At 65.1% G+C, this 20,082-nt stretch carries 21 protein-coding genes; 3 read left to right on the top strand and 18 right to left on the bottom strand.

The genetic code is table 11. The features are described 5' to 3' along the window. Positions 1 to 91 precede the first annotated feature (91 nt). On the top strand, positions 92 to 1,180 hold the full coding sequence (alr, locus tag AC1DMA_RS16550) for an alanine racemase (RefSeq protein WP_478128520.1): 1,089 nt from the start codon (positions 92 to 94) through the stop codon (positions 1,178 to 1,180). A gap of 24 nt (positions 1,181 to 1,204) precedes the next feature. Here alr and AC1DMA_RS16555 read toward each other — a convergent pair whose 3' ends face one another. Next, positions 1,205 to 1,714, bottom strand: a complete 510-nt coding sequence (locus AC1DMA_RS16555; protein WP_478128521.1) for a MarR family winged helix-turn-helix transcriptional regulator — start codon at positions 1,712 to 1,714, stop codon at positions 1,205 to 1,207. 382 nt (positions 1,715 to 2,096) lie between these two features. Between AC1DMA_RS16555 and AC1DMA_RS16560 the strand changes: the two genes are divergently transcribed. Beyond that, complete coding sequence (locus AC1DMA_RS16560) at positions 2,097 to 3,701, top strand: tannase/feruloyl esterase family alpha/beta hydrolase (RefSeq protein WP_478128580.1); 1,605 nt, start codon at positions 2,097 to 2,099, stop codon at positions 3,699 to 3,701. Between the two features lie 57 nt (positions 3,702 to 3,758). Here the strand turns inward: AC1DMA_RS16560 and AC1DMA_RS16565 are convergent, their stop codons facing one another. The 5 genes from AC1DMA_RS16565 to AC1DMA_RS16585 form a co-directional block, all read right to left on the bottom strand. Beyond that, complete coding sequence (locus AC1DMA_RS16565; protein ID WP_478128522.1) at positions 3,759 to 4,844, bottom strand: ornithine cyclodeaminase; 1,086 nt, start codon at positions 4,842 to 4,844, stop codon at positions 3,759 to 3,761. Positions 4,845 to 4,982: 138 nt separating this feature from the next. Continuing rightward, positions 4,983 to 5,408: an Lrp/AsnC family transcriptional regulator gene (locus AC1DMA_RS16570; RefSeq protein WP_478128523.1), complete on the bottom strand. Its 426-nt coding sequence runs from the start codon at positions 5,406 to 5,408 to the stop codon at positions 4,983 to 4,985. A 77-nt stretch (positions 5,409 to 5,485) separates the two neighbouring features. After that, complete coding sequence (locus AC1DMA_RS16575; RefSeq protein ID WP_478128524.1) at positions 5,486 to 6,898, bottom strand: amidase family protein; 1,413 nt, start codon at positions 6,896 to 6,898, stop codon at positions 5,486 to 5,488. Positions 6,899 to 6,917: 19 nt separating this feature from the next. Next, positions 6,918 to 8,252 (bottom strand): MFS transporter, encoded by a 1,335-nt coding sequence (locus AC1DMA_RS16580; protein WP_478144873.1) that lies wholly within the window; start codon positions 8,250 to 8,252, stop codon positions 6,918 to 6,920. A gap of 15 nt (positions 8,253 to 8,267) precedes the next feature. After that, positions 8,268 to 9,491 carry a M20 aminoacylase family protein gene (locus tag AC1DMA_RS16585; RefSeq protein ID WP_478144874.1) on the bottom strand — a complete coding sequence of 408 codons (1,224 nt, stop codon included), beginning with the start codon at positions 9,489 to 9,491 and terminating at the stop codon, positions 8,268 to 8,270. Between the two features lie 242 nt (positions 9,492 to 9,733). Between AC1DMA_RS16585 and AC1DMA_RS16590 the strand changes: the two genes are divergently transcribed. Continuing rightward, complete coding sequence (locus AC1DMA_RS16590) at positions 9,734 to 10,636, top strand: LysR family transcriptional regulator (RefSeq protein WP_478128527.1); 903 nt, start codon at positions 9,734 to 9,736, stop codon at positions 10,634 to 10,636. A gap of 15 nt (positions 10,637 to 10,651) precedes the next feature. Here the strand turns inward: AC1DMA_RS16590 and AC1DMA_RS16595 are convergent, their stop codons facing one another. From AC1DMA_RS16595 to hpaR, 12 genes are read right to left on the bottom strand one after another with little or no spacing between them, the layout of a single operon-like run. Further along, the gene (locus AC1DMA_RS16595) at positions 10,652 to 11,629 is read right to left on the bottom strand and encodes a 2-dehydropantoate 2-reductase (RefSeq protein ID WP_478144875.1); all 978 of its coding nucleotides are present in this window, start codon (positions 11,627 to 11,629) and stop codon (positions 10,652 to 10,654) included. A gap of 43 nt (positions 11,630 to 11,672) precedes the next feature. Then, the gene (locus AC1DMA_RS16600; protein WP_478144876.1) at positions 11,673 to 12,464 is read right to left on the bottom strand and encodes a class II aldolase/adducin family protein; all 792 of its coding nucleotides are present in this window, start codon (positions 12,462 to 12,464) and stop codon (positions 11,673 to 11,675) included. A gap of 12 nt (positions 12,465 to 12,476) precedes the next feature. After that, on the bottom strand, positions 12,477 to 13,289 hold the full coding sequence (locus AC1DMA_RS16605; RefSeq protein ID WP_478128530.1) for an aldolase/citrate lyase family protein: 813 nt from the start codon (positions 13,287 to 13,289) through the stop codon (positions 12,477 to 12,479). Between the two features lie 9 nt (positions 13,290 to 13,298). Beyond that, entirely contained in the window at positions 13,299 to 14,099 is an 801-nt protein-coding gene (hpaH, locus tag AC1DMA_RS16610; protein ID WP_478144877.1) for a 2-oxo-hept-4-ene-1,7-dioate hydratase, read from the bottom strand. Between the two features lie 32 nt (positions 14,100 to 14,131). Continuing rightward, positions 14,132 to 14,536: a 5-carboxymethyl-2-hydroxymuconate isomerase gene (locus AC1DMA_RS16615; RefSeq protein WP_478144878.1), complete on the bottom strand. Its 405-nt coding sequence runs from the start codon at positions 14,534 to 14,536 to the stop codon at positions 14,132 to 14,134. A 13-nt stretch (positions 14,537 to 14,549) separates the two neighbouring features. Further along, a complete protein-coding gene (locus AC1DMA_RS16620; protein WP_478144879.1) occupies positions 14,550 to 15,401 on the bottom strand; it encodes a DODA-type extradiol aromatic ring-opening family dioxygenase in 852 nt (283 codons plus the stop codon). After that, positions 15,398 to 15,733, bottom strand: a complete 336-nt coding sequence (locus tag AC1DMA_RS16625) for an aromatic ring-opening dioxygenase subunit LigA (RefSeq protein WP_478144880.1) — start codon at positions 15,731 to 15,733, stop codon at positions 15,398 to 15,400. The genes AC1DMA_RS16620 and AC1DMA_RS16625 overlap by 4 nt, the downstream gene beginning before the upstream one ends. Before the next feature lie 14 nt (positions 15,734 to 15,747). Then, positions 15,748 to 16,719 carry a tripartite tricarboxylate transporter substrate binding protein gene (locus tag AC1DMA_RS16630; RefSeq protein WP_478144881.1) on the bottom strand — a complete coding sequence of 324 codons (972 nt, stop codon included), beginning with the start codon at positions 16,717 to 16,719 and terminating at the stop codon, positions 15,748 to 15,750. Then, entirely contained in the window at positions 16,716 to 18,176 is a 1,461-nt protein-coding gene (hpaE, locus tag AC1DMA_RS16635) for a 5-carboxymethyl-2-hydroxymuconate semialdehyde dehydrogenase (RefSeq protein WP_478144882.1), read from the bottom strand. Before hpaE ends, AC1DMA_RS16630 begins: the two co-directional genes overlap by 4 nt. Before the next feature lie 37 nt (positions 18,177 to 18,213). Further along, the gene (locus AC1DMA_RS16640; protein ID WP_478144883.1) at positions 18,214 to 18,966 is read right to left on the bottom strand and encodes a fumarylacetoacetate hydrolase family protein; all 753 of its coding nucleotides are present in this window, start codon (positions 18,964 to 18,966) and stop codon (positions 18,214 to 18,216) included. Beyond that, positions 18,963 to 19,586 carry a fumarylacetoacetate hydrolase family protein gene (locus AC1DMA_RS16645; RefSeq protein WP_478144884.1) on the bottom strand — a complete coding sequence of 208 codons (624 nt, stop codon included), beginning with the start codon at positions 19,584 to 19,586 and terminating at the stop codon, positions 18,963 to 18,965. The genes AC1DMA_RS16640 and AC1DMA_RS16645 overlap by 4 nt, the downstream gene beginning before the upstream one ends. Beyond that, the gene (gene hpaR / locus AC1DMA_RS16650; RefSeq protein WP_478144885.1) at positions 19,583 to 20,014 is read right to left on the bottom strand and encodes a homoprotocatechuate degradation operon regulator HpaR; all 432 of its coding nucleotides are present in this window, start codon (positions 20,012 to 20,014) and stop codon (positions 19,583 to 19,585) included. Before hpaR ends, AC1DMA_RS16645 begins: the two co-directional genes overlap by 4 nt. Positions 20,015 to 20,082 lie beyond the last annotated feature (68 nt).

Below are 20,082 nucleotides of genomic sequence, written 5' to 3' on the forward strand. Positions count from 1 at the left end.
AGCATGGGGGTGCGATGTCAAAATGGCGCGATGTCCCCGTAGCGCCGGGCACATTTTTGTGAGTGTTTTCTGCTTTTTCAGGGTTTTTATCGTGCCGCGTCCGATCCTTGCCACTGTTCATCTTTCCGCCCTGCAGCACAACCTCGACCGGGCTCGCCGTGCGGCGCTCGACTCGCGCGTCTGGGCCGTCGTCAAAGCCAACGCCTACGGACACGGCATCGAGCGTGTCTTCGAGGCGTTTCGCGGCGCCGACGGGTTTGCGCTGCTCGATCTGGCGGAGGCCGAGCGCGTGCGTGCCTTGGGCTGGCGAGGCCCGGTGCTGCTGCTCGAAGGCGTCTTCGATGCGCGCGATCTCGAGCTTTGTTCCAGGCTCGACCTCTGGCACGTGGTGCATTGCGATGCGCAGATCGACTGGCTCGCGGCCCACAAGACACAGGTGCCGCACCGGGTCTTCCTGAAGATGAATTCAGGCATGAATCGCCTGGGCTTCCCGCCGGATCGCTTCCGTTCGGCATGGACGCGCCTGAACGCGCTGCCGCAGGTGGACGAGATATCGCTGATAACGCACTTCAGCGACGCGGACGCCGAGCGCGGCATCGGCCACCAGATGGAGGCCTTCGAGCGCGCCACGCGGGACCTGCCCGGCGAGCGTTCGATCGCCAACAGCGCCGCCACCCTCCGCCATGCGCCCAGCACACGCGCCGATTGGGTCCGCGCCGGCATCATGCTGTACGGCAGTGCGCCGGATTTTCCCGAGCACGACATTGAGCACTGGCAGTTGCAGCCGACGATGACCTTGTCGACTGAACTCATTTCTGTGCAGACGCTGGAGGCCGGCGACAGCGTGGGGTACGGTTCCAGGTTCACAGCCGAAGGCCCGATGCGCATCGGCGTGGCGGCGGTCGGCTATGGCGACGGCTATCCGCGTCATTGCGGCACCGGCACGCCGGTGTTGGTCAATGGCGTGCGCACCCGGATGGTGGGACGCGTCAGCATGGACATGGCGACCATCGACCTCACGCCCGTGCCCGCAGCGGCCTTCGGCAGCGAAGTCACCTTGTGGGGCCGCGCCTCGGGCGGGGCGATGTTGTCGATCGACGAGGTCGCGCAGGCCGGCCATACCGTGGGCTATGAGCTCATGTGCGCGATCGCTCCGCGCGTGCCGGTCGTGGTCGACTGACCGACCGGCCAATTCAGAGACTCTTCAGGTCGGCGCCCGGTGCGCTTCCGCGGCGGCGCCGCGCGACATCGCCACCTTGTGCAGCAGTTCGATCAGCATCATGCGCTCGGCCACTGAAAGATTGCCTAGCGCTTCGTGCTCGCCCTCGAGCACGGATCGGGTGGCCTGGCCGGCGAGCGCCGCGCCCTCCGGCGTGGTCCGCAGGTACTGAGCCCGACGATCGGTTGCGTGCGGCGTGCGCTGGATCAAGCCCCGGCGCTCAAGTCTCTCGATCCATGCAGTGATGTTGGGCGCCGTTACCGCGAGCGCCTTGGCCAGCCGCGCGGCCGAGACATCGGGGTTTTCATGGATCAGGCTGAGCACCGTGTATTCGACTGGGCGCAGATCGAATGAGGCTCCGATGCGACCCGCAAAAACCGCATTGGTGACGATCGACGCCTGCGCGAGCTGGTAGCCGAGCACGAGGTGCAATGAGGCTTCGACCAGCCGGCCGGCCGGCGTGGCGTCCTGCGGAGTGCTTCTGTTCTTGGGCATCGCCGGCATTGTCGCGCGACTCGTATTGATTCAGTGACTGAACTTCATGGGGATTTGAGGCGCCAGTCTTTCGTACACTCTGTAGTGGAAAACCATGACTGATTGCCAAATATAGTTAAATAGACTAACTAAATGGCGCCGTCAGCATGCGTCAAAGGAGACATTCTTGAAGACCTCTGTATCGCTTTCGGCCATCGTTGCCGCCTCTCTGTTGACCGCTTGCGGCGGCGGCGGCAGTGGCGGTGGTATCTCCTCTCTGGTTTCGCCTGCGGGCGGGACGACGACGGGAAGCGGCACCACGGCCGGCAACGGCTCCGGCAATACGAGCACCGGCAACACCAACACCAACACCAACACCGGAAACTCGACGCCGGTCGAAACCTTGCCGGTCCTCGGCGTGGCCACTGGCGCAACGCTTGGCAACTGCGCCGCGCTCGCCGGCTTCAGCTTTGCGAACACGACCATCACCGCCGCGAACTCGATTGCCGCCGGAACGCTGAAGGTCGCTGGCAAACCGATCGACGCCCATTGCCAGGTGCGCGGCAGCATGTACGCGCGCACCAGTTCGGTCGACGGACAGAACTACGCGATCGGCTTCGAGATGCGCTTTCCCCAGAACTGGAATGGGCGCTTCTTCTATCAGGCCAATGGCGGCGTGGACGGCAGCGTTGCCACCGCAACCGGCGCTATCAACGGAGGCGGCGGCTTGAACAACGCCTTGAACATGGGCTTCGCCGTCATCAGTTCGGATGCCGGCCATCAGGCGCCGACACCGTTCTTCGGCATCGACCCGCAAGCACGGCTGGACTACGGCTATCAGGCCGTCGCAAAGCTCACGCCGATGGCGAAGGCGCTGATCGCGTCGGCCTACGGCAAGGGTCCGGACCGGTCGTACTTTGGCGGCTGCTCCAATGGCGGGCGGCACACGATGGTCGCCATGTCGCGCTATCCGGACGACTACGACGGCTTCCTCGTCGGCGACCCGGGCTTCCGGCTTCCGCTCGCGGCGTCGGCCAACATCGTCGGTGCGCAAAACTACAACGCCCTGGCGACCACGCCCGGCGATTTGGGCACCGGCTTCACGCAGGCCGAACGCACGCTGGTTTCCAATGCCGTGTTGGCCAAATGCGATGCGCTCGACGGATCGACCGACGGGCTGGTCCAGGACACCGGCGCCTGCCAGGCCGCTTTCAACCTGAATCGCGACGTCCCCACCTGCAGCGGCACCCGCGACGGCACTTGCCTGAGCGCGGACCAGAAGCAGCGCATCGGCCAGCTCTTCGCGGGCGCGCTCGATGGCAACGGACAGAAGTTCTATTCGAGCTTTCCGTTCGATTCGGGGGTGAACACGAACGGCTGGGCCTCGTGGAAGTTCAACAGCTCGCTGAACCTCGATTCGGGTGCCGTGGGTTTCATCTGGCAGGTGCCGCCGGAAACGCAAGCAGGCTTCAATGGCCCGAACTTCACGCTCACCACCAGCATCGACACCATCCTCGCGAAGATCACCGCGACCAGCGCGCTCTACACCGAGAACTCGCTGTCATTCATGACGCCGCCGAATCCCGCGGACCTGAGCCGGCTCAAGAAGCGCGGCGCCAAGGTGATGGCCTATCACGGCACCAGCGATCCCATCTTCTCGAGCGACGACACCCAGCATTGGTACGACCAACTTGCCGCAGCCAACTCGGGAGATGCTTCGAACTTCGCGCGCTTCTATCGCGTCCCGGGCATGAACCATTGCAGCGGCGGTCCCGCAACCGACCAGTTCGACATGCTCACGCCGCTCGTCAACTGGGTCGAGAAGGGCCAGGCCGCCGATTCAGTGGTCGCATCCGCTCGCGGCGCGGGCAATGCGGGTGGGGTGAACGCCGACGTTCCTGCAAGCTGGGCGCCAGACCGTACTCGTCCGCTTTGCGCATACCCGAAGGTTGCGCGCTACAAGGGCACGGGGGATGTCGAGAAGGCGGAGAGCTTCAGCTGCCAGTGACGGATAGCCATGCGAATGGCCATACGCCATTGCCCTCGCATGGGTGCAGCACCGGGGTCACGCAAGCTGCCCCGGTGCGCTCGCGTGTGCCGTGACTTGGGCGGGCGCGCGCAACAACCCGAACAGATCCTTCGGATTCCTTGGCTCGGGCAGCAGTTCGATCCGCTCTCCCATGCCGAGCGCCAACGCCTGCTCGCGCATGAAGGCCAGCGCCGCGAAATCCTCCAGCGCAAAGCCGACCGAATCGAAAAGCGTGAGCTGCTTCTCGTCGACGCGTCCCGGAACTACGCCGGCCAGCACGCGCCAGAGCTCGGTCACCGCGAAGTCCGCAGGCATTTGCTGGATTTCGCCCTCGATACGCGATTGCGGTTCGAACTCGACAAAGACGCTCGCGGCTGCGACCACGCCGCGCGCCAGTTCGGTCTTGCCGGGGCAGTCGCCACCCACCGCATTGATGTGCATGCCCGGCTCGACCATTTCTGAAGTGAGGATGGTCGCGTTCGTCTTGTCGGCGGTCACCGTGGTCACGACGTCGACCCCGCGCACAGCATGCGCGGTGCTGTCGAAGATGCGCACTTGCAGGCCCTGGCCGCGCAGGTTCGACGCCAGCTTCTCGCTGGCGGCGCGATCCACGTCGTACAGATGAAGCTCCCGAATGCCCACGAGGTCGCGGAAGGCGAGCGCCTGGAATTCGCTTTGCGCGCCATTGCCAATGAGGGCCATGCGGCGGCTGTCCTTTCTGGCAAGTGCGCGCGCGGCGACGGCGGACATCGCCGCCGTGCGAACAGCCGTCGTCAGCGTCAATTCGCTCAAGAGGCGCGGCGCGCCGGTGTGGACGTCGGCGAGCACGCCGAAGGCGATCACCGTCGGAAGCCCGAGGCGGTAGTTGCCGGGGTGCCCGTTGACGTACTTGAAGGCGTATTGCTCGGCATCGGCAATTGGCATGAGCTCGATGGTGCCCACGGGCGAATGGCAGGCCGTGCGTGCGCTCTTGTCGAATTCGTTCCAGCGCAAAAACTCGCGTTCGATGCGCTCGGCCACGCCAGCGATGCATGCCGGGACGCCGAGCTGCTGCACAAGGCGGATCATCTCGGGCGCGCTGAGATAGGTGATGGTCGGATAGCGGGAACTCGTGTGCTGCATGGGTACCTCCAGAAGGGTTGAAAAGATTCCTGTCTGAAAAGTAGTTTCCCAACGGAAGGGGTCAATCCGAAGGCTGCAGACTGCTGCGCTCTGCGCGATGTGCTGCCACAGTGGCAGCGCGGATTGCCACCTTGTTGGCTAGCGGTAAGTGGCCAGCAGGATGTTGGTCTCGCTGTGCGCGATACCTCTGGCCAGCCGGATTCGTTCGAGCAGGTCCGAGAGCTCGGACATCGATCCGGCGCTGAGTTCGGCCAGCATGTCCCAACGGCCATTGGTGTCGTGCAGTGCGCTCACGCCAGGTTCGCCGATCAAGGTGGCGATCACGCTTCGGGCCTGGTTGCCCTCGACACGGATGCCCATCCACGCCCGGATGCGATGCGGCTCGGCGTCCGGGCGAAGGCTGATGGTGTAGCCGGTCACGACGCCTTCGTCTTCGAGTTTGCGCAGGCGATTGGCGACCGTGCCGCGCGACGTGTCCAGCTTCGAAGCGAGCGTTGCGAGGGGCGTGCGCGCGTCTCGGCGCAGCAGCGCGATGAGTCGGCGGTCGAGATTGTCGAGGACCATGAAGAAGGCAGGCGATCAGGCGTGCCCCTCCGGTTTTGCGGCGGCGGCAGCTTGGGGGGCAGGGAGTCGAGAGCGAATCAGCGCGGGGCGAGATGCTCCAGCGCCGAGAAGGCGGCTGCGCGTTCGATGACTTCGCCAGCGGCCAGCGCCAAATCTTCGCGGTAGCGCGTGCTGACGATCTGCACGCCGGCCGGCAGGCCATCGGCAAGCCCTGTAGGAACGCACAGGCCCGGCAGGCCCAGCGCCGCGGTGCTCAGCAAAGGCGCCTGGGCCTCGAGCATCTCCTCATAGCGGGATTGCGATCGCTGATCGTCGTCGATGGGAAACTGCCGCTCCCAGGACACCGGCATCAAGAGAATCGGGTAATCGGCGAAGAACAGCGACCATGCACGCGCAATGCTCAGGCGGTGCTGGAACGTCGAGAGATACGCGTCCCGGTCCATCGATTCGAGGTCGCCCATCTGGAAGCGCAATGCATTGCGCACGGCCGCATCTCCCATGGCTTCGATCGCCGGGCGCCCACCGCGGCGCAGGTCGTCGTTGAGCATCGAGCGCCACAGACGGGCTGCTTCTTCGACGCAGGGCGGGGCTGCTTCTTCCACCCGGTAGCCGGCGTCGGCCAGCGATTGCGCGGCCTGTTCCAGGGCGCGCACCACGCTGGCATCAGCCTTCGCGCCCGCCTGCTGCTTGAACAGCGCCACTCGCACCGGCCGGGCACTGTCAGGGTAGGCCAGCGGTGCCGGCACCCAGAGCGGATCGCGCGCGTCGCCTTGCGCCATGACCTCGAATGCCAGCCGCGCGTCGGCGACGGTGCGCGTGAGCGGTCCCTGCACCGACATTAGCTGGTTGGTGACGATGCGGTCATCCTTGGCGCTGGCATTGAAGGCCGGCACCCGCCCGGCCGTGGGGCGCAGGCCCACCACGCCGCAGGCCCATGCGGGGTAGCGGATGGAGCCTCCGTAGTCGTTGCCATGTGCGATGGGCCCCATGCCCAGGGCGACCGCCGCCGCGGCCCCGCCGCTGGAGCCGCCGGGCGTCACGGCCGGATCCCACGGATTGAGCGTGCGGCCATGGGCCTCGTTGTCGGTGAACCAGCGCAGCGAAAACGAGGGTGTGTTCGAACGACCGACGATGATGCCGCCGGCACGCCTGAGATTGTTCACGAGCGGCGCGTCGATCTCGGGCCGGAAATCCTTCAGCGCGGTGATGCCGCCGCTGCCGGTACTGCCCGCCACATCGACGTTGATCTTGATGGTGAGCGGAACGCCATGCAGTGGCCCGAGCGTCTCGCCGCGCGCCTGCGCCGCGTCGGCCTCGCGCGCTGCCGTGCGGGCGCTGTCGTGCAGTACCTCGGTGAGCGCGTTGACGACGGGGTTGGTGCCCGCGATGCGCGCCAGCACGCTGTCGGTCGCTTCCAGTGCAGAGATTTCCTTCCGCCGGATGCGGCCGGCGAGTTCGGTGGCGCTCAGGCGCCAGGCTTCGAGGTTCATGGGAAAGGCTCCTGGGATGTCAGTCTTGTTCCAGCTTGCGGCCGCGGCTCTCGGGCAACGCCAGCATGGCGAGTGCGCTCACGACGCTGGCACCCGCCATGTACCAGGCCGGCGCCACCGGATTGCCCGTCGCGCCAATGAGCCACGTGATGATGAACTGCGTGGTTCCGCCGAACAGGGACACGCCGACCGCGTAGGCAATGGCGAGTCCGGTGGCGCGGAAGCTGGCCGGAAGAAGTTCGGGAATGGCGGTCATCGACGCCGCGCCGCTGATGGCGGTGAGCGCAGAAAGCACGCTGGACACGGCCAACAGCATGCCGACGCCGGGATGGGTGGTGAGCAGCATGAAGGCCGGCACCGCGAGCACCACGGTAAGCACGCGCGGCCACAGCATCGTGCTGCGGCGGCCATGGCGGTCTGCCAGCCAGCCGCCCACCAGCGCGAAGCCGGCAGTGACGAAGCCCCCCACCACCGTCGCGCTGAGCGCGATGCCGGGCGACATCTTCAGAGTCGTGATGGCGTAGGTCGTCATGAAGTTGAGCACGTAGGTGGAGACGGTGCCTCCGACCATCACCAGCACGGCAATGGCGATGAGGCCGCGCCAGCGCGCCCGTCCGCCTCGGACGGCGGTATCGATGCCGCGCGGCCGGGATTCGCGGTGCAGCGTCTCGGGCATGCGCCGACGCAGATAGACCGCCACCGGCACCAGCAGCAGGCCAACCAGGAAGGGCACGCGCCAGCCCCAGTCACCCATCTGAACGGGCGTGAGGAGGGTCGTCATTGCCAGGCCCATCACGCCCGCCACGCCCGCAGCCAGGCCCTGGCTCGCGAGTTGCCAGCTGGCGTACAGGCCGCGCCGGCCGTCGGGCGCGGCCTCGATGAGGAAGGCGCTCGCAGGACCCACTTCCCCGCCCAGTGCCAGGCCCTGGACCAGGCGGCAGACCACCACGATCACGGGCGCGGCGAGGCCGATGCTGGCATACGAAGGCGTGAGCGCAAGACCCATCGTGCCGACGGTGATGAGCGCGATCGTCAGCAGCATCGCGGGCTTGCGGCCCGCACGGTCGGCGAACGCGCCGATCAGCACTCCGCCGATCGGCCGTGCGAAGAAGCCCACGCCGAAGACCGCGACGGACAAAAGAAGACTCCCCGTCGGCGTAGAGGCGGGAAAGAAGGCCCTGCCGATGTAGACGGCGAAGAACGCATAGGTGACGAAATCGTAGAACTCCAGCGCATTGCCCGCGACCGTGGCGGCGATGACGCCGCGCGGCATCTTGCCGGTGTGTGCGGCGCGCTGCGGGTCGGAGTCGTTGGAGGGCATCGTGGCATCGATCGTGGCGGTACCGAAGGACATGGGCGGCTCCTAGGTTCAAACGGCGCGTGAGGAAGAAGGGGAGTGCAATCCGCCATGGCGCGCGCTCAGGAAGCGGCGCGCGAGCAGCACCCAGTAGGCGGCGCCCACGGCTACGTTGTCGTCGTTGAAGTCGTAGCCGGGGTTGTGAACGGAACAGCCGCCTTTGCTGTCGCCATTGCCATTGCCGATCATCAGATAGCTGCCGGGGCAGTGCTCCAGCATGATCGCGAAGTCCTCGCTGCCGTTGGCAGCCGGGCCCTGCTGCACCACCCGTTCGGGGCCCACGAGTTCCAGTGCCACACTGCGCGCGAATGCTGTCTCGGCCGGTGTATTGACGAGCACCGGATAGTCGCGCTTGTAGTTCACCTGCGCCTCGCAGCCGTAGCTGCGCGCCTGATCGACCGCCAGCGCCCGAATGCGCGCCTCGAGCCGATCGCGCACCGCCGCGTCGAGCGCACGCACGCCGATCTCCATCGTGACTTCCTGAGGTATGACGTTGTTGGCCTGGCCGCCATGGATCGCTCCGACGGTGACGATGGCGGTCTGTTGCGGATCGACGTTGCGCGAGACCACTGTTTGCAAGGCCATCACGATGCTCGATGCCGCCACCACCGGATCGGCCGCCAGATGCGGCATGGCGCCATGCCCGCCGTTGCCGCACACGGTGATGGTCACGTCGTCCGACGAGGCCATGGTCGCGCCGTCGCGGAAGACGAGTGTTCCCGTCGCGACGCCCGGCATGTTGTGCATGGCGAAGATCGCGTCACACGGAAAGCGTTCGAACAGGCCCTGCTCGATCATCAGCCTTGCGCCGCCGGGGTGTTCCTCCGCCGGCTGAAAGATGAGGTTCAGCGTGCCGTCGAAGTCGCCCTCGTTGGCCAGTTGCCATGCTGCGGCCAGCAGCATTGCAGTGTGGCCGTCATGGCCGCAGGCGTGCATGACGCCCGCGTGCGTGCTGGCCCAATCGAGCCCCGACTCCTCCTGCAGCGGCAGCGCATCCATGTCAGCCCGCAGACCGAGCCGCAGGCGGCCCGTTCCGCGGCGCAAGGTGCCGACGACACCGGTGATGGCCAGTCCGCGATGCACTTCGTAGCCCCAGGCCTGCAGCCGCTCGGCGATCAAGGCGGAGGTGCGGTGCTCTGCGAGCCCCAGTTCAGGATGTCGGTGAATGTCGCGCCGCAAGGCCACGAATTCAGGGGCCTGCACGTGCATGCGTTCGAGAAGAAGGGCGGCGGACATCGGGCTCGATCCAGGTCGGTGATTGATAAGACGATGCTATGCAGGCCGTCAGAAAACCAAAAGGCAACCAATTCTGTTCATGACCACCGCTTGTTGTCTGTGGGGACTCCAGACTGGCAAAAGAGGGTGGTGATGCACTGAGCGCCTGAATTCACACCTGTCTCGATGCATTGCGCAGTTGGAATGACTGCACAATTTCCCGTCGGAATTGACTTGTGAACTAACCGGAGGTTGTCGTTCCAATGAAATTGGGTCAACTCGAGTGCCTTGTCGCCGTTGTGGAGCATGGCAGCATCCGCGCCGCCGCACGGGCGCTGAATCTCTCACAGGCTGCCGTCACCAAGTCCATGCGGCTGCTTGAAGATGAAGCCGCCTTGCCACTGTTGTTGCGGCAGTCGCGTGGCATCGCGCTCACCGCCGCTGGCAGTCGGCTGCTGCAGCGCGCCCGAGTCATCACGAGGCAGACCGCACTCGCGCGCGAGGAGTTGCGCCAAGCCGCCGGCGAGGATTTCGGCACGCTGCGCGTGGGCATCACGCCGTTTCTGACGTCGAGCGGGCTGGGTCAGGCATTCGGCTGGTTTCGGCAGCGCTATTCCAATGTCCAGCTGCAGGTCATCGAAGGGCTGATGACGCGGGTACTGCCGCGCTTGCGAGAAGGCACGTTGGACATTGCAGCCGTGGCGGCCGACGTGGGCGAGATGCAGGGCGACGAGTTCCGGATCCGCCGGGTCTTCCGGGCGCCGCAACGCATCGTGGTACGAGAGGCGCATCCGCTCCTGGAGCATCCCACCGCGCGAGCGCTGGCTGCTTGCGAATGGGTATTGACGCAGCCTATCGGCAACGGTCAGCAGCCCCGCGTCGAAGCGATGTTCAGCCTCGCCGGCGTGGCGCCGCCGACGCATGTGGCCGTGTGCGAGGCCATGTCGACCGTGGCGCTACTGCGCAGCACCGACGCCGTGAGCATCATGCCCGCGCCGGTGTTGGGGCACAGCGATGCCGCTGGCATTGTCGCTATCCGGAATGGGATCTTCAGCCCGAGCGACATCGAACTATTGATCCTCACGCGCGCCGATGTGCCGCTGACGCCCGCGGCGGAATACTTCGTCCATTGCCTTGAGACGGTGAGTCGGCCTGACAAGTATTAGTCAGGGGCCGCTGGATCAGTAAAGGCCCAACTGCCGCGCCCGCAAACGCGCGAGCCCCAGAAGCGCATCGGTGAACGGCGTCTGCACCCCCGCCAGTTGGCCGAGTTCTCGCACCGCCGAGACCAGCGCGTCGAGTTCCACCGCTCGGCGCGCTTCCACATCCTGCAGCATCGAAGTCTTGAATGCGCCGAGCTTGCGTGTCACGGCATGCCGGTCTTCGGGGCTCTCGGCAATGGGCACGCCGATGCGCGCGCCGATCTCGCGGGCCTCCAGCATGATCGTGGAGATGAGGCCGCGCACCAGGTCGTCATTGAGGATCAGGTCGGTGGTGGCGCCGGTCAGCAGGCTGATCGGGTTGACCGTCATGTTGCCCCACAGCTTGTACCAGACGTCTTTCTGGATCTGCGGCGAGAGCTTGGTGTCGATGCCCGCGCGCACCAGCAGATCGCGCAGCGCCTCCGCTCGCGGTGTGGCCTCACCCGAAGGCTCTCCGACGATGAGGCCGTTGCCAAAGTGGTGCCTGACCACGCCGGGCGCATCGAGTGAGCAACTCGCGTGGACCACGCAGCCGAGCACGTGCTTGGCGGGAATGGCGGCGTCGATCTTTCCGCCCGGATCGACCGCCTGCAACTGGCCGCCGGCCACGCTGCCGCCAAAGCCCCCTTGCAGGAACCACCACGGCACGCCGTTCATGGCGGTGAGAACGATGGTCTCCGGCCCGAGCAGCGGTGCGATCTTTTCTGCAACAGCAGGCAGCGCCGGCGCTTTCACCGCGACCACCACCAGTTGCTGAATGCCGAGCTTGCCGGGGTCATCGCTTGCATTGACCGGCACCGAGACGCGCGAATCGCCGCTCACCAGCGACAGGCCATCACGCTTCAGCACATCGAGCGTTGCGCCGCGCGCGACGACGTCGAGCTCGCAGCCCGCCTGCGCGAGCTTGACTCCCATCCAGCCGCCGATTGCGCCGGCGCCATAAATGCAGACTTTCATGATCGAGTTCGGGCTCCGGTTCGGATTCGAGTTCAGGTTCGGGTCAGTTCTTGTACGAACCATCGATGCGGTCGACCTGCCGGACCAGCGCATCGAAGACGTCCTTGCCCGCACCGTGGTTCGGGTTGAACTGCAGTGCATCGCGCGTGCATTTTTGCGCGACGTCTTCAGACACAGGGATCGCGGCGCCCATCGAGAGTGTCGCCATCTGGATCTCGCAGGCACGCTGCAAGGTCCAGAGGATCGCAAAGGTCTGCGGCAGCGTCCGCCCCCATGCCAGCAGGCCGTGATTGCGCAGGATGACGGCGTTGCGGTTGCCGATGCTCTTGAGCAGTCGCGGGCCTTCATCGGCGTGGATCGTGATGCCCTCGAAGTCGTGGTACGCGACCATGCCGTGCAGTTGGGCCGTATAGAAATTGGTCTGCTGCAGTCCGCTTTGCAAACATGCGACAGCGACGCCGGCCGTCGTGTGCGTGTGCATCACGCAGTGCGCGTCGGGCAACCCGTCATGGATCGCGGCATGCACCGTGAAGCCGGCAGGGTTCACCGGATGCGTCGAGCCGTCGAGCACCTTGCCCTGCAGGTCGATCTTGACGAGATTGCTTGCGGTCACCTCGCTGTAGTGCAGGCCGAACGGATTGATCAGGAACTGCTTGTCGCCGCCGGTCACGCTGTCGGGCAGCCGCACGGTGATGTGGTTGTAGATCATCTCCGTCCAACCAAGCATTGCGAAGACGCGGTAGCAGGCAGCGAGTTCGAGCCTTGCGGCGCGCTCGTCCGGATGCATCTCCAAATGGTGAGGGACAGACAACGGCGTGTCGATTCGTGTGTTCATGATCGCTTCCCTTCAGTAGGTCCCGCCGACCGCCAGCGTCGCCTTGGCATCGCCTTTGAAGCGAGCCGCGAGTGCGGTGGTGGTGCGCACCAGCAGGTTGGTGTCGAGCCCCACCGCGACGAAGAGCGCGCCCAGCTCCAGATACTTGCGGGCTTGCGTCTCGTCCGGCGTCAGGATGCCGGCAGCCTTGCCCGCGCGGCCGATACGCGCAATGGCGTCTTCGATCGCTGCCTGCACTTCGGCATGGCCCGCGTTGCCGACGAAGCCCATCGACGCCGACAGGTCGGCCGGGCCGATGAAGACGCCATCCACACCGTCGACTGCCGCAATCGCATCCAGGTTGGCCAGCGCCTCGCGCGACTCAGCCTGCACCAGCAGGCAGACGCGGTCGTTGGCGTCCTTTGCGTAGCTCGGAAAGCGCCCCCAGCCCGATGCGCGCGCACCGCCCATGCCGCGGATGCCAAGGGGCGGGTAGCGCATTGCGCGGACGATCGCCTTCGCCTGCTCGGCCGTGTCGACCATCGGCACCAGCAGCGTCTGCACGCCGAGGTCGAGGTACTGCTTGATCAGCGCTGTGCCGGATTCCCCATGGCCCAGCGGCACGCGCGCGATGGCGTTGACGCCCGGATAGGCGGCGATCGCCTGCGCCTGCTGCAGGATGCTCTGCAGGCCATTGGGCGAATGCTCGCCATCGATCAGCAGCCAATCGAAACCGGCGCCCGCACAGATCTCCGCGCTGTAGGCATCGGCAAGGCCGAGCCAGAGGCCGATCTGAGCGCGCTTCTCGATGAGGGCTTGCTTGAAGAGATTCGGGGGTGTTTGCATGTCGAGCTTTCAGATGAAGCGAAAGGCGATGGAGCCGAGTGGACCGTAGTCGGCGTGGAAAGTGTCGCCGGCCAAGGCCGTGGTCGGTCGCGTGAAGGAACCGCCGAGCACGACCTCGCCGGCTTCAAGGCATTCGTCCCACGGCGCGAGCTTGTTGGCAAGCCACGCAACGCCGGTGGCGGGGTGGTTGAGCACGGCCGCGGCCACGCCGGATTCCTCGATCACGCCATTCTTGTAGAGCAGCGCGCTCACCCAGCGCAAGTCCACCGCGTCGGGCTTGACCGGCCGGCCGCCCGTCACGATGCCGGCGTTGGCCGCGTTGTCGGCAATGGTGTCGAAGACCTTGCGCATGGCTTTCGTGTGGCGGTCGAACTGCTCGATGCGCGCATCGATGATCTCGATGGCCGGCACCACGTATTCGGTGGCGGCGAGCACGTCGCAGATCGTCACGTTCGGGCCTTTCAGCCGCTTGCCCAGCACAAAGGCCAGTTCGACCTCGACGCGCGGCGCAATGAAGCGCTTGAACGGAATGTCGCCCTGCTCGAAGAACATGTCGTCCAGCAGCGTGCCGTAGTCGGGCTCGGTGATCTGGCTGGCTTGCTGCATCGCGCGCGATGTCAGGCCGATCTTGTGGCCCTTGACGATGCGGCCTTCTGCGATCTTCGCCTTGACCCACTCGCGCGAGATTGCATAGCCATCTTCGATGCTCATCTGCGGAAAGCGCTTGGAAAAGTGCTCGACCTGCACGCGCGACTTCTCGCTTTCATGGAGTTCGGCGGCGAGTTGCTGGATGACGTCTTGAGCGAGCATGTGGCTGGCGACCGGGTAGGCCTGTTGTTTGTTTATCTGTTGAAAAGCGGATGCAGGTTGCTGTGCTTGGCGTCATAGACCTGGCCGGGGCTCTCGTCGATGTTGAGCGTGATGCCGATGTGCCGCTTGTCGAAGATCGTCTCGAAGTGTTTGCGGGTGGCGGCCATCAGTGCATCGCCGGCCTTGGTCTTGGCTTCGTGGCTGCGGCCCTGCGCGATGCGCACGTTGATGTAGACGAAGGCGTAGTCGTCTTCGCCATCCGCCACCGAATAGTGGTGCGCCGGATAGGCCAACACGCGCGTGCCGCCGGTCGGGAAGATCTTTTTCCCCTCCGGGTCCTTTTGCGCGACAAGCACGGCGGCAAGTGAGCGGCAGAGGCCGCTGATGTCGGCGTCAGCCTCGAGGTTGGCGGTGTACTGGATCACGGTATGCGGCATGGCTTTGTCCCGTCTATTCAATCGAAGTCGCAATCGAAGGCGCAATCGACATCACGGCAGCCGTGCAGGTCACCGCGAAGATCGGAATCGCCTTCATGTGGAAGATCTCGCCCCTTCCGCGCGCGGCAGCCGCCACGGCGATAAAGGTGCGAATCTCGAAGCCGCCCTGGCCCGCTTCACGGTAGGTAGCCTCGTCGTTGTAGTCGTCCTGCGACAGCAGCGCCTCGCGGTCGTTGGCGCACCAGCGGCGCATGAACTCGGCGTCCCATTCGGCGTTGACCTTTCCCGAGTCGGGCGTTGCCGGCCAGTGCGAAATACCGCCGGTGCCGATGATCGCGATGCGCTCGGGCGCCTTGTCGCACGCTCGGCGCAGTGCTTCGCCGAAGGCCCATGCGCGGTGCAGCGGCGTGAGCGGCGGACCCTGGCAGTTGATGTTCACGGGAATCACCTTCGTGTCGAACTTCGGCGTCAGGAAGTGGAGCGGCACGATGATGCCGTGATCGAACTTCCATTCTTCCGCGTAAGCCACGTCGACGGTCTGCATCACCTCGCGGATCAGCCGCTGCGACAGCGCCGCATCGCCAGGAACCTTCGTCTTCTCGATGCCGAGCCACTTCGGATCCTCGATGGGGCCTTCGTAGCTGTCCGCCATGCCGATCGCATAGGCCGGCATGTTGTTCATGAAGAAGTTGGCGAAGTGCTCGGCCGCGATCACGATCACCGCATCCGGCTTCGCCGCGTGCAGCGCCTCGCCCATGCGGCGGAACTGCGCGTGGAATTCATCCTTGATCGCCGGATCCGCCAGATGCGCGCGGCCCGTGATGCCAGGGGCGTGACTGCACACGCCAGCAAAGACAAGACTCATACGCCAGCCACTTTCTCGTCGTGCGAAGTTGTCATTGCGTAGATGCCTGCGCGGACGGGGCCGTACTTGAGGACGCCGTCGCGCATCGCAGCGATGTAGTCGGCCCACGGCATTCCCAGCAGCGGCGCGAAGTGCATCAGCAGTTGTCCATTGCAGCCCAGCACGTAGAGCTTGCCGATGTCGCCGGCATCGATGGCCTCGCGCTCCTCGGCGTTCAGGTCGTAGCCGTCCAGGAGTGCGGCCCGCGCTGCGCCGCCTTCCTCGTACAGGCGCTGCACCTCGGGTTCGCGATTCAGTGCGAACAAGAACTTCTGCATGGCGTAGAGGCTCATCGCGCTCTCCTGTTTCAGCCTTCGACTTCGATCCCGGCCTTGCGGATCACGTCGCCGTACTTTGCAACCTCTGCGCGGATGAATGCCGCGAACTGGTCGGGCGAGCCCGATAGCGACGCAATGCCGCCTTTGTGGAATGCCTCGGTCACCACCGGCCCTGCGAGCGCGCGATTGACTTCGTCGTTCACGCGCCGCACGACCGCTTCGGGCGTGCCCGCAGGCGCCAGCAGTCCATTCCATGAGTTGGATTCGATCGGCACGCCCTGTTCGGCCAACGTGGGAATGTCGGGCGCATATTGCGAGCGCTTTGCTGTTGCCATGCCCAGCGCGACCAGCTTGCCGGCCTGGATGTGCCTGCGGAACTCGGGCCAGTTGCCGAACATCATCGTCACCTGCCCGCCGAGCAAATCCGACAACGCAGGGCCCTGGCCTTTGTAGGGCACATGGACGATGTCCAGACCCATCTGCATCTTGAGCATCTCGCCCGAAAGATGCGCTGAAGTGCCGTTTCCGAATGACGCAAAGCTCAGCGTGCCAGGCTTTGCCTTGGCCTGCGTGCGCAGGTCGGCGAGTGTCTTGATGCCGCTGTTCGGATGGGTCGCGAGCACGTGCTCGGACATGCCCATCAGCGCGACAGGACGGAGGTCTTTCAGCGTGTCGTAGGGCAGTTTTTTCAACAGCGTCTGGTTTGCCGCGAAGCTGTTCGCCACGCAGACGAAGCTGTAGCCGTCGGGCTGCGACTTGGCAACTGCATCGACGCCGATCACCGTGCCGGCGCCGGGCTTGTTCTCGACGATCACCGGCTGACCGAGCGACTTGGCAAGTTCGAGGCCCACCAGCCGGGTAACGAAATCGGTCGTCCCGCCGGGCGTGAAGGGCACCACGATCCGAACAGGCTTTGCGGGCCATGCCTGCGCAAACGCGAGCGAGGGCAGGGCCGCGACTGCCGCGATACCCTGCACCAGCGTGCGGCGCGATCCGTTCATGCCACACCCCAATGCGGGATGTGATGCGAGCCGAGCGAGACCGCGACGTTCTTCGGCTCGCAGAAAACCTCATAGCTCCACGTCCCACCTTCGCGCCCGGTGCCTGAGGCCTTGGTGCCGCCGAAGGGCTGGCGCAGGTCGCGAACGTTCTGGCTGTTGACGAAGCACATGCCTGCTTCGACCGCAGCGGCAACGCGATGCGCGCGGCCGATGTTCTCGGTCCACACATAGCTCGACAGACCGTACTGGATATCGTTGGCCAACCGGATCGCGTCGGCTTCGTCCTTGAACGGAATGAGGCACGCGACGGGTCCGAAGATCTCGTCCTGCGCGATCTTCATGCGATTGTCGACATCGGCGAACACGGTGGGCAGCACGTAGTTGCCGCGCTTGACGCGGTCCGGCAATTCGGGCGCTCCGAGGCCACCGCACATCAGCGTCGCGCCTTCCTTGGGGCCGAGCTCGATGTAGCTGCGCACCTTGGCAAGGTGCGCCTGCGAAATCATCGGGCCGACGATCGTCTTCTCGTCCAACGGATCGCCCACCGAAATGCGCTTGGCGCGCTCGACAAACTTCGAGACGAAATCGGCGTAGATCGACTGCTGCACCAGAATGCGCGAACCCGCGGTGCAACGCTCGCCGTTGTTGCTGAAGATCATGAACACCGCGGCGTCGAGCGCCCGGTCAAGATCGGCGTCGTCGAAGATCACGAAGGGGCTCTTGCCGCCGAGTTCCATGCTGAACTTCTTCAGGCCCGCGCTCTTCACGATGCGGTTGCCCGTCGCTGTCGACCCCGTGAATGAAATCGCCCGCACGTCCGGATGCGCCACCAGCGGCTCGCCGGCTTCCTTGCCATAGCCGTGCACGAGATTCAACACGCCCGCGGGGATGCCCGCTTCGAGTGCGAGTTCGCCGAGACGCGCTGCAGTGAGCGGCGAGAGTTCGCTCATCTTGAGCACCGCCGTGTTGCCGAAGGCGAGGCAAGGCGCGACCTTCCACGTTGCCGTCATGAAGGGCACGTTCCATGGAGAGATCAGCGCGCAGACGCCCACCGGATGAAAGAGCGTGTAGTTCAGATGCGTCGGCGTCGGGTAGGTGTGGCCGTCGACGCGCGTGCACATCTCCGCGAAGTAGTAGAAGTTGTCGGCTGCGCGTGGCACCAGTTGCTTGCCGGTCTGCGCAATGACTTGGCCGCAATCATTGGTCTCGGTCTGGGCGATTTCCGGCACGTTTTTGGCGATCAGGTCGCCGAGCTTGCGGATCAGTTTTGCGCGCTCTGGCGCAGGCATGCCGGCCCACTTCGGAAAGGCTTCCTTGGCGGCTGCGACCGCGGCGTTCACTTCGGCTTCACCGCCCGAGGCGACTTCGGCCAGCACTTCCTGTGTCGCTGGATTCACGGTCTGGAAATAGTCGCGGCCGCCGACCGGCTTGCCGTTGATGAGGTGATCGATCTGCATTGAATGTCTCGTTGGGTGTCTCGTTGGGGTGTGCCGCTCAGGCGGCTGCGATCGTGTTGACCAGTGCGCCGATGCGCTCGATCTCGGTCACGATGACATCGCCAGGCCGGCAGTCCACCACGCCGTCGGGCGTGCCGGTGAGGATCAAGTCGCCCGGCGACAGCGTCATGAAGCTGCTGAAGTATTCGAGGAGAAAGGGCGCATCGAAGATCATGTCCTGCGTGTTGCCCGATTGCGTGACCTTGCCGTTTACCGTGGTTTGCAGCGCCAGCGACATGGGATCGGGCACGTCGGCGGCGTCGACCAGCCAGGGGCCGATGGGCGTGCAGGTGTCGCGATTCTTCACGCGCAGATTGGGGCGATACCAGTTCTCCAGGTAGTCGCGAATCGCGTAGTCGTTGGCCACGGTGTAGCCGCCGATGAAGTCGTAGGCATCATCGCGCCGTACCTTGCGCGCGGTCTTGCCGACGACGATCGCGAGTTCGCACTCGTAGTGCATGAACTGCACGTCCGACGGCCGCGAGGTGAGCTGCCGGTGGCCGATGAGCGTGCTTTCGCCCTTCACGAAGACGAGCGGCTCTTCAGGTGCCTTGAACTCGAGTTCCTTGGCGTGGTCGGCGTAGTTCAGTCCCAGCGCGAGGATGGTGCGAGGGCGCGGCGTCGGTGCCAGCGGGGGCATCCACGACACCGCGTCCGGCGCGACGAGCCGGCCGTCCGCCAGCAGCAGTTGTCCATCCTTCTCGACGGCATCGTGCACCGCCCCTTCGAACAAGATGCGTGCGCGCTTCATGCTTCTTCCTTCACGAGCGTGTTGACGAGCGGCTCGAATCCCGGACCGCTGATCTCGATGCGGTCTCCGGCACGTGCGAGCGGACGTCCGGCGTCGCAACCCAGCATCAGCACATCGCCATGCTGAAGCGTCATGAACGCGCCGACGTCGGCCAACAGCTGCGCAGCACTACGCACAGTTTGCGAGAAATCCACCGACTGCCGCAGCTCGCCGTTGATGCGGACTTCGAGCCTGAACTCGGACGGATCGGCGACCTCTTGCGCGTCGCGCATCGCGGGGCCGATGCCGAGGAATCCATCGAGGCACTTGAACTTGACCGGGGGCCGGAAAAAGCTCGTGTGCGGGATCGAGAGATCGTTCATCAGCACGAAGCCTTCGACATCGTTGTCCGCGCCGATCACCATGGCGACCGTGGCGCCGACTTCGACGTCCGGCACACGCGCCGGAACCGCGATGGCGCTGCCGTGGGGGCTCCAGGTGTTGGCGGTCTTCACGTAGAGCACAGGCGCCTTTGGCGGTGCCTTGTAGGGCGGCTGGTTCATCTGCGGCGCCAGTGCTTCGACTTCCTTTCGGAAGTTCAGCAGCACGCCGTAGACAGTGCCGGATGGCAAAAAGCTCATGGTTGTTCCAATGCGATCAGTTCGTCTAGCAGCGCGTAGAGTTCTTCGAGCTTGTCCTCGCCCAATCTTTCTTCCATCCACCTGTAGTGCGCTTCGATGCTGGTGGAAAGGCGCTTGACGAGTTTGCGGCCTTGGGCGGTGGCCTCGACGACCGTGCGGCGCTGATCCTCCGGATCGCGACTGCGCGTGATGAGCCCGTCGCGCTCCATGCGCGCCAGCACGCCGGTCAGGCTGGGTCCGAGGATGAAGGCTTCGCGCGCCACGCGGCCGGTTTCGACAGAGCCGTGTTCGCCGAGCACGCGCAGCACGCGCCATTGCTGGTCGGAAAGTTCATGCTCGCGGAGGCTCGGCCGTGTGTGGGCCATCACGGCCTCTCGCGCCTGTAGCAGCAGACGCGGAAGATTGCGGTGCGTGAAGGTGGTCGTCATGAAGCCCTCATTTACTTAACATGTTAAATGATTGCCTTGTGACCCCTCTTCGGGTTAACCCTCGCATC

The sequence above is a fragment of the Variovorax sp. 05N34 genome (assembly GCF_056397405.1).